Origin of the sequence: Streptomyces sp. DI166 (genome assembly GCF_900091315.1) — a bacterium.
Classification (GTDB): domain Bacteria; phylum Actinomycetota; class Actinomycetes; order Streptomycetales; family Streptomycetaceae; genus Streptomyces; species Streptomyces fuscus.
In genome coordinates this window covers 23,469-31,670 of the sequence record NZ_FLSP01000096.1, presented here as the reverse complement: position 1 = coordinate 31,670, position 8,202 = coordinate 23,469, and the positions used below count along the sequence as shown (strand labels likewise).

Genomic DNA, 8,202 nt, shown 5'->3' with positions numbered 1-8,202 from the left:
GGCGCCGGGACTCTCCCGAGCCGGGTCTCGGCGCCCTCACCCCCCTGGGCGCCGGGGTCCGGCTCCTTTGCGTGCGGAGGTACGGGCACGGTTCTTGCCTGGACACGCTGGAGAGGTGGGCCACCCCGTACCTGAACCCCGGGGTGGCCCACCGGATGGCAGATTGTGTCACATGGGCATAGCCTGCCGAGTGTGAGTAGCCCCACCCCCGTACCAAACTCCGCCATCACACCCTCCCTGACGGAGCGGCGCAAGGCGGAGACGCGTATGCAGATCGCCCGCTCGGCCGCCGCCCTCTTCGTCCGGCAGGGCCTGCGCGCCACCCGCGCCGAGGACATCGCCCACGCCGCCGGTATCGCCCCGCGCACCTTCTACCGGTATTTCGCCACCAAGGAAGAGGCCGTCGCCCCCCTCTACGCGGCCGGCGCCGAACGCTGGGTCCAGGCGGTACTGCTCGCCCCCTCCCACCTGTCCGTACCCGAGGCCCTGGAGCACGCGGTACGCCACACCCTGACCCCCGGGACCGCCGCCTCGGCCTCCTCCTGGGAATGGGTGCGCCCCCTGATCCGGCTCGCCGGGTCCAGTCCCGCGCTGGGGAAGGTGTGGGCGGAGGTCTGCCATCTGTCGGAGGAGACGCTGGCGCAGGTGCTGGCGGAGCGGCTGGGGGGCGGCAGGGCCGAGGGTGTGGGGGAGTTGGGCGGCGGGGGCGAGGGCGTGGGGGAGTTGGGCGGCGGGGGCGAGGGCGTGGGGGAGTTGGGCGGCGGGGCCGAGGATGCCGGGCATGGGTCGGACAACGTTGCCGGTCGGCCCGAGCTGAGGTTCGCGGCCGCCGTGGCCGGGGCGGCCGTACGGGTGGCCGTGGAGTCCTGGGCGGCGGGCCGGGCACGGCTGGAGGGACCGGAAGGGCCGGCCGAACTGGCCCTGCGGAATCTGGCGGTGCTGCGGGACTTTCCGTGGGGGGAAGTGGCGCGCGGGGGCTAGGAGTTCTGGGGGTTCTTGGCTTCTACGGGTTCTGTGCGTGTCCCGGTTGACGCTCGCTCAGTTCGCCTCTGCCGCAGCCGCCCTGGTCAGGCGGCCCCCCAAGTCCCGTACACACTGCACCAGTTCCGCGGGTTCGTGGACGGTGAACTCGCAGTCGGCCATGGCCAGCCGTACCGCCATCCACTCCACCGCGTCGCCCGTCGTCGCGCGCAGGCGGCAGGTGCGGTCGTCGATCGGCTCCGGCGCCCCCACCCACTTGGGCAGCCGGGCCGCGATGAAGTCGGCCGGGGCGGCGAAGGTGACCACGAACTCGTACGTCTCCTGCCGCCGGTACATCGACTGCCGCAGATACTCGGCCGCGTCCCCCGTCGGCAGTTCGCGGGGCGCGAAGCGGGCGCCGGTCGCGAAGGGCTCGCTGACGCGGTCGACACGGAAGGTCCGCCAGTCCTCGCGGTCGAGGTCGTAGGCGACCAGGTACCAGCGGCGGCCGGTGGAGACGAGCCGGTACGGCTCGGTCAGCCGCCGCGACTCCGTGCCGTCGCCCGCGCGGTACGCGAACCGCAGCCGCTCCCGTCCGGCCACCGTCGACGCCATCACGGTCAGCGTCTCCGGCGCGATCGACGCCCCGTCGCCGCTGGTCAGCGGGGTAGTGGCGGCCTGGAGTGTGGCGACGCGGTGGCGCAGGCGGCCGGGCAGGACCTGCTCCAGCTTCGCGAGCGCGCGCACCGACGCCTCGTCCACGCCCTCCAGCGCGTGCCCGGCGCCCGCGCGCAGGCCGACCGCGATGGCGACCGCTTCCTCGTCGTCGAGGACCAGCGGCGGCATCGCCGTGCCCGCGACCAGGCGGTAGCCGCCGTCGGAACCCTTGGTCGCCTGCACCGGATAGCCCAGTTCGCGCAGCCGGTCGATGTCCCGCCGCACCGTGCGCCGGGACACCCCGAGCCGGTCGGCGAGCTCGCCGCCGGGCCATTCGCGGGGCGTCTGGAGGAGGGAGAGGAGCTGGAGGAGCCGTGCCGGGGTGTCTGTCGTCATGGATCCGAGGATGCCCGACGACTAGGACACGATCTGACCTAATGGGGTTCTACTGTGCTTCACATGACCCAAGAGACGACACCCGTCGAAGACGGGAAGACCACCGACGCGACGGCTTCCGTCGGAGACAGGCGGCGCTGGTTCGCGCTGGCCATCGTCATGACCGCGGCGTTCATGGACCTCGTGGACGTCACGATCGTCAACATCGCCATCCCGTCCATCAAGGAGGACGCCGGCGCCACCGAGAGCCAGATCCAGTGGATCACCGCCGGTTACGCCCTCGCCTTCGCCGCGGGCCTGATCACCGGTGGCCGTCTCGGCGACATACACGGCCGCAAGAGGCTCTTCCTCATCGGCATCGGCGGCTTCACCATCGCCTCCGCGCTGTGCGGCTTCGCCGCGAACCCGGAGATGCTGGTCGCCTCCCGCATCCTCCAGGGCGCGATGGCCTCGCTGATGGTGCCGCAGGTGCTGTCGATCGTGCACGCGACCTTCCCCGCGCACGAACGCGGCAAGGTGTTCGGCCTGTTCGGCGCCATCGTCGGTCTCGGCGCGGTCAGCGGACCGCTGCTGGGCGCGCTGCTCACCGAGTGGAACCTCTTCGGTCTGGAATGGCGCCCGATCTTCCTGATCAACCTGCCCGTCGGCATCGTGGGTCTGATCCTCGGCAGCCGCTTCATCACCGAGTCCAAGGCGGCCCGGGCCCCGAAGCTGGACCTGGTGGGCGTGGGCCTGGTGACGCTCGGCCTGCTCATGCTGCTCTACCCGCTCACCCGCGGCCGCGAGCTGGACTGGCCGGTGTGGGGGTACGTGGCGATGGCCGGCTCGCTGGTCGTGCTCGCGGTGCTGGTGGCGTACGAGCGGCGCAAGCGCGCGCGGGACGGGTCGCCGCTGATCGAGCTGTCCCTGTTCCGGGTGAAGAGCTTCGCCGCGGGGATCGCCGTACAGACCGTGTTCGGCGTCGCGCTCGGCATCTTCTTCCTGGTGTGGACGCTGTACATGCAGATCGGCCTGGGCTGGAGCGCGCTGAAGGCGGGTCTGACCGGGGTGCCGTTCTCCCTCGCCGTCTCCACGGCCGCCGGTCTTTCGGTGCAGAAGCTGGTGCCGCGGTTCGGGCGCGGTGTGCTCCAGGCGGGCGCGCTGCTGATGGGGCTGGGCGTCCTGCTCTACATCTGGGAGTCGGAGCGGTACGGCCTGGGCATCGAGCCCTGGCAGATGGCGCTTCCGCTGGTCGTCATGGGCGCGGGGATGGGCCTGATCGTGGCCCCGCTGACCGACGCGATCCTCTCCGAGGTGCCGCGCGAGCACGCGGGTTCGGCGTCCGGGCTGATCAACACCGTGATGCAGATGGGCAACGCGCTGGGGCTCGGGCTGGTGTCGGTGGTGTTCTTCGGAGTGCTGGACGACCGGCTGGGCGACGGGGCGTCCGGTGAGGCCGCCGGTGCCTCCGGCGAGGCGGCTCGGGCCTTCGTGGGGTCGGCCTTCGCGGACGCCTTCCAGAGCGCTCTGGTCTGGGTGGCCGTGGTCATGGGTGCGATCTTCCTGCTGATGTTCGCGCTGCCTCGGAAGCCGGCGCTGCATCTGGAGGGGGCCGAGGGGTCGGCTGAGGACGCGGAGGCTTCGGAGGACGTGGTGGCGGCGGGCGAGAGTGAGGCCCGGGAGCCGGTGGTCGTCGGCTGAGGTCGGCCCGTCCGTACTCGGATCTGGAGCAAGGGCCCTGCGCGGTGGCGCGGGGCCCTTCCGCGTGCCCGGGGGTGCGGGGTGTGCGGGCGGTGGATTTCTGGTTCTGCCCGGCCGAGTGTGGACTCATTTCCGTTCCTGCCCGAATGATGCCCGAACCTGTTTACTTTCCGTCCGGCTGGGCGTAGCCTCCGAGGCAATCCACAGGTTCGGGCATTGGTCGGAGGCGAACGGACATGTACGCACCGGAGCGGCAGCAGGAGATCCTCCGGCTCGCGCGTGACGGCGGCCGGGTGGACGTGCTGTCGCTGGCCGAGCAGTTCCAGGTGACCGCGGAAACGATCCGCCGGGACCTGAAGGCCCTGGACCGCGTCGGCCTGGTACGCCGCGTGCACGGCGGCGCCATCCCCGTCGGCCGCCTCGACTTCGAACCCGACCTCGCCGAACGCGAGTCCACCGCCGCCGACGAGAAGGACCGCATCGCCAAGGCGGCCCTCGCCGAACTCCCGGCCGAGGGCACGATGATCCTCGACGCCGGTACGACGGTCGCACGCCTCGCGGGTGCCATACCGCTGGAGGCGTCCCTCACCGTCGTCACCCACAGCCTCCCCATCGCCGCCCGCCTCGCCGACCACCCCGGCATCCAGCTCCACCTCGTCGGCGGCCGGGTACGCCACCGCACCCGCGCCGCCGTGGACGCCTGGGCGCTGAGGGCGTACGGCGAGATCCGGGCCGACGTCCTGATCGTGGCCGCCAACGGCTTCTCCGCCGACCACGGCCTGACCACCCCCGACCTCGCCGAGGCCGCCGTGAAGCGCGCGGCGGTGGCCGCGGCGCGCAGGGTGGTGCTGCTCGCCGACTCGACCAAGCACGGCCAGGAGCACTTCGCCCGCTTCGGCGACCTGAGCGACGTGGACCTGCTGATCACCGACAGCGGGCTGAGCCCCGAAGACGCCGCCGCCATCGAGCGCGGCGGCACGGAAGTAGTACGCGCATGATCCTCACCGTCACCCCCAACCCCTCCCTGGACCGCACCTATGAGGTCCCCTCCCTCGACCGCGGCGAGGTCATCCGCGCCACGGGGGAGCGCATGGACCCGGGCGGCAAGGGAGTGAACGTCTCGCGCGCCGTCGCGGCCGCGGGGCGGCGCACGGTCGCGGTACTGCCCCTGGGTGGTGCGCCGGGGGCGCTCGTGGCGGATCTGCTCGACGCGCAGGGCATAGAGGTCGCGCCGGTACCGGTCGCCGGAGCCACCCGCTCCAACATCGCGCTCGCGGAGTCGGACGGCGTGCTGACGAAGATCAACGCGCCGGGGCCGGAACTGTCGGCCGAGGAGCAGGAACTGCTGCTGGAGACGGTGCGGGCGCACTCGCGTGACGCGGACTGGATCGCGTGCTGCGGGAGCCTGCCGCGTGGGCTCGCGCCGGAGTGGTACGCCCGCGTGGTCGCGCGGGCGCACGCCGGGGGCGCGCGCATCGCTCTGGACGCCTCGGGGCGTGCGCTGCTGGAGGCGTTGCGCGAGCGGCCCGATGTGGTGAAGCCGAATGCCGAGGAGCTCGCGGAAGCCGTCGGGCGCCCCCTGTCGACGGTGGGCGACGCGCTGAAGGCGGCCGAGGAGTTGCGCGAGATGGGCGCACGCGCCGTGCTCGCGAGCCTGGGAGCGGACGGACAGTTGCTCGTGGACGGCGCGGGCGCCTGGTTCGGCAGCGCGCGCGTGGACGCCGTGCGCTCCAACGTCGGCGCCGGCGACTCCTCGCTCGCCGGATTCCTGATCGCGGGCGGCAGCGGGCCGGAGGCGCTCGCGTCCGCCGTCGCGCACGGCGCCGCCGCCGTACAACTGCCCGGCAGTGTGATGCCGTCGCCGGGCGACCTGGACCTCTCCGCCGTCACCGTCACGGCGGAGGTGCCGATGGACCGCGCGCTGAAGGAGCCGGTGCCATGACGAACCCCGCTCTCCGTCCGGCACCGGCCCCGCTCACGCCGCGACCGGAGCGGCGAGACTCTCCGTTACTCGCCGCGGCCCGCGGTCGTGCGTCGGTTTCCGGCCGTCGGCAGGACTCCCTGAGCCGTCCTGCCGGCCCGGGGAGGCGAGGTTTCCCCGACCCCGCCTCCCCTCCCTCCCCCCACTGCACCCCCGTCCCCACCCCCGCCCACCCCACTCCCCGGGCGATACGCGTGCGAAGGAGCCCGCGATGAGCGAGATGATCACCGCGGACCTGGTCGACCTCGACCTGTCCGCCGACACCAAGGAAGCCGCGGCCCGCGCCCTCGCCGAGCGCATGGTCGCCCAGGGCCGGGTGACCGACCTGGACGGCTTCCTGGCCGACGTGGCGGCGCGCGAGGCCCAGATGCCGACCGGACTCGACGGCGGCATCGGCATCCCGCACTGCCGCAGCGCACACGTCACCGAGCCCACGCTCGCCTTCGGGCGCAGCGCGGCCGGCATCGACTTCGGCGCGGCGGACGGGCCCGCGGACCTGATCTTCCTGATCGCGGCACCGGCGGGCGCGGACGACGCCCACCTCACGATCCTGTCCTCTCTGGCACGGCAACTGATGAACACGGAGTTCACGGACGCGCTGCGGGCCGTGGGCGACGCGGGGTCGGCGGCGGCGCTGATTCGGGGGGATGCGGTGCCGGGTGGCGCTTCTGAGGGCGCTGGTGAGGGTGCCGGTGAGGGCGCGGGCGGCGCTGAAGGTACTGCGGGCGCTGTGGGCGCTGGTGGCGCTGTGGGCGCTGTGGGCGCTGTGGGCGCGGCCGGGGTTGCGGCTGGGGGCGTGCACGGCGCGTCGGACGGCGCTTCCGAGGGTGTGCGCGGCGCAGTTGGGGGCGCGCGCGGCGCGCAGAGCGGCACTACGAACTCCGCTGCGGTGTCGGGGGCGGCCTCCGTCGACGCCGCAGCGGGCAACACGGCCCCGGCGCCGGGCGCGGACGTCGAGAACGCAACCGCCCCGGCGCCGGGCGCCCCCGCCGAGCGCCCCTTCCGCATCGTCGCCGTCACCTCCTGCCCGACCGGCATTGCCCACACCTACATGGCGGCCGAGTCCCTGGAGAACGCCGGACGCGACGCGGGCGTCGAAGTCGTCGTCGAGACCCAGGGCTCGGCCGGGTTCACCCGGCTCGACCCGGCGGTCATCGCCGCGGCGGACGGCGTGATCTTCGCGCACGACGTCCCGGTACGCGAGAAGAACCGCTTCGCCGGGAAGCCGACGGTCGACGTCGGTGTGAAGGCGGGCATCAACCGCCCCGCCGAACTCATCGCGGAGGTGCGCGAGAAGGCGGCGCGCGGGGAGGTGAGCGCGGGGGCGCCCGCGGGCGCGGGTACGCCGGTCGACCGCGCCGGTGAGCCCGGCGAGGGCTACGGCACCAAGCTCCGCAAGTGGCTGATGTCCGGCGTCAGCTACATGGTCCCGTTCGTCGCCGCGGGCGGTCTGCTGATCGCCCTGGGCTTCGCCATCGGCGGCTGGGAGATCAACAAGGCCCCGTCGGTGATGGACCACTTCGACTGGACCCAGGTCGACAGCTGGGGCGCCCTGCTGTTCCAGATCGGCGGCGTGGCCTTCGGCTTCCTCGTCCCGGTCCTGGCCGGCTACATCGCCTACGGGATGGCGGACCGGCCGGGTCTCGTGCCCGGCTTCGTCGGCGGCGCGATCTCACTGACCATCAACGCGGGCTTCCTCGGCGGCCTGGCGGCCGGTCTGATCGCCGGTGGCGTCGTGATGGCGATCCAGCGGCTGAAGATCCCGACGGCACTGCGCGGCATCATGCCGGTGGTGGTGATCCCGCTGGTCTCCTCGGCGATCGTCGGATTCCTGATGTTCGTCGTCATCGGCAAGCCCATCGCCAAGGCCCAGGAGGCCATGACGGACTGGCTCGACGGTCTCTCCGGCACCAACGCCGTCCTTCTCGGCATCCTGCTCGGCCTGATGATGTGCTTCGACCTCGGCGGCCCGGTCAACAAGGTCGCGTACGCCTTCGCCACGGCCGGCATCGCCGTCGCCGACCCGAGCGACTCCGCGATGCAGGTCATGGCCGCGGTGATGGCCGCCGGCATGGTCCCGCCCCTTGCGATGGCGCTGGCCACGGTCGTCCGCGGCAAGCTCTTCACCCAGACCGAGCGCGAGAACGGCAAGGCCGCCTGGTTCCTGGGAGCCTCCTTCATCTCCGAGGGCGCCATCCCGTTCGCCGCGGCGGACCCGCTGCGCGTGATCCCGGCCTCGATGGCGGGCGGCGCGGTCACCGGCGCGCTCTCGATGGCCTTCGGCGCCACCCTGCGCGCCCCGCACGGCGGCATCTTCGTGGTCCCCCTGATCGGCAACCCGCTGCTGTACCTGGTCGCCATCGCGGCGGGCGTGGGTGTCACCACCGCCCTGGTGATCGTCCTGAAGGGCATGCGCAAGCCTGCCGCGAGCGCCGCGCCGAACGGGCCCGGCACCGGCACGGAGGCGGCGTCCACGGACTCCAAGAAGCAGCCGGTGGCGGCCTGAACATCGGGGTGAGGTGCCCCTA

6 protein-coding genes are annotated in these 8,202 nt (G+C 72.9%); 5 read left to right on the top strand and 1 reads right to left on the bottom strand.

The window, feature by feature from the left end; genetic code table 11:
- Positions 1-192: 192 nt before the first annotated feature.
- The gene (locus tag GA0115233_RS32850; RefSeq protein ID WP_369691387.1) at positions 193-981 is read left to right on the top strand and encodes a TetR/AcrR family transcriptional regulator; all 789 of its coding nucleotides are present in this window, start codon (positions 193-195) and stop codon (positions 979-981) included.
- Between the two features lie 57 nt (positions 982-1,038).
- Here the strand turns inward: GA0115233_RS32850 and GA0115233_RS32845 are convergent, their stop codons facing one another.
- Positions 1,039-2,013, bottom strand: coding sequence for a helix-turn-helix transcriptional regulator (locus GA0115233_RS32845; protein WP_093723978.1), 975 nt, complete (start codon positions 2,011-2,013; stop codon positions 1,039-1,041).
- Between the two features lie 63 nt (positions 2,014-2,076).
- On the opposite strand from GA0115233_RS32845, the gene GA0115233_RS32840 reads away from it, so the two are divergent.
- The 4 genes from GA0115233_RS32840 (at position 2,077) to GA0115233_RS32825 (ending at position 8,180) form a co-directional block, all read left to right on the top strand.
- Positions 2,077-3,693 carry an MFS transporter gene (locus GA0115233_RS32840; RefSeq protein ID WP_093723977.1) on the top strand — a complete coding sequence of 539 codons (1,617 nt, stop codon included), beginning with the start codon at positions 2,077-2,079 and terminating at the stop codon, positions 3,691-3,693.
- Between the two features lie 236 nt (positions 3,694-3,929).
- Positions 3,930-4,691, top strand: coding sequence for a DeoR/GlpR family DNA-binding transcription regulator (locus GA0115233_RS32835; protein WP_093723976.1), 762 nt, complete (start codon positions 3,930-3,932; stop codon positions 4,689-4,691).
- A complete protein-coding gene (pfkB, locus tag GA0115233_RS32830; protein WP_093723975.1) occupies positions 4,688-5,635 on the top strand; it encodes a 1-phosphofructokinase in 948 nt (315 codons plus the stop codon). The genes GA0115233_RS32835 and pfkB overlap by 4 nt, the downstream gene beginning before the upstream one ends.
- A 250-nt stretch (positions 5,636-5,885) precedes the next feature.
- A complete protein-coding gene (locus GA0115233_RS32825; RefSeq protein WP_093723974.1) occupies positions 5,886-8,180 on the top strand; it encodes a PTS fructose transporter subunit IIABC in 2,295 nt (764 codons plus the stop codon).
- The last annotated feature ends 22 nt before the right edge of the window (positions 8,181-8,202 follow it).

Excerpts from the sequence above, each read along its gene's own strand:
- GA0115233_RS32845 (WP_093723978.1), bottom strand. The coding sequence starts at position 2,013 with ATGACGACAGACACCCCGGCACGGCTCCTCCAGCTCCTCTCCCTCCTC.
- GA0115233_RS32840 (WP_093723977.1), top strand. The coding sequence starts at position 2,077 with ATGACCCAAGAGACGACACCCGTCGAAGACGGGAAGACCACCGACGCG.
- GA0115233_RS32835 (WP_093723976.1), top strand. The coding sequence starts at position 3,930 with ATGTACGCACCGGAGCGGCAGCAGGAGATCCTCCGGCTCGCGCGTGAC.
- pfkB (WP_093723975.1), top strand. The coding sequence starts at position 4,688 with ATGATCCTCACCGTCACCCCCAACCCCTCCCTGGACCGCACCTATGAG.
- GA0115233_RS32825 (WP_093723974.1), top strand. The coding sequence starts at position 5,886 with ATGAGCGAGATGATCACCGCGGACCTGGTCGACCTCGACCTGTCCGCC.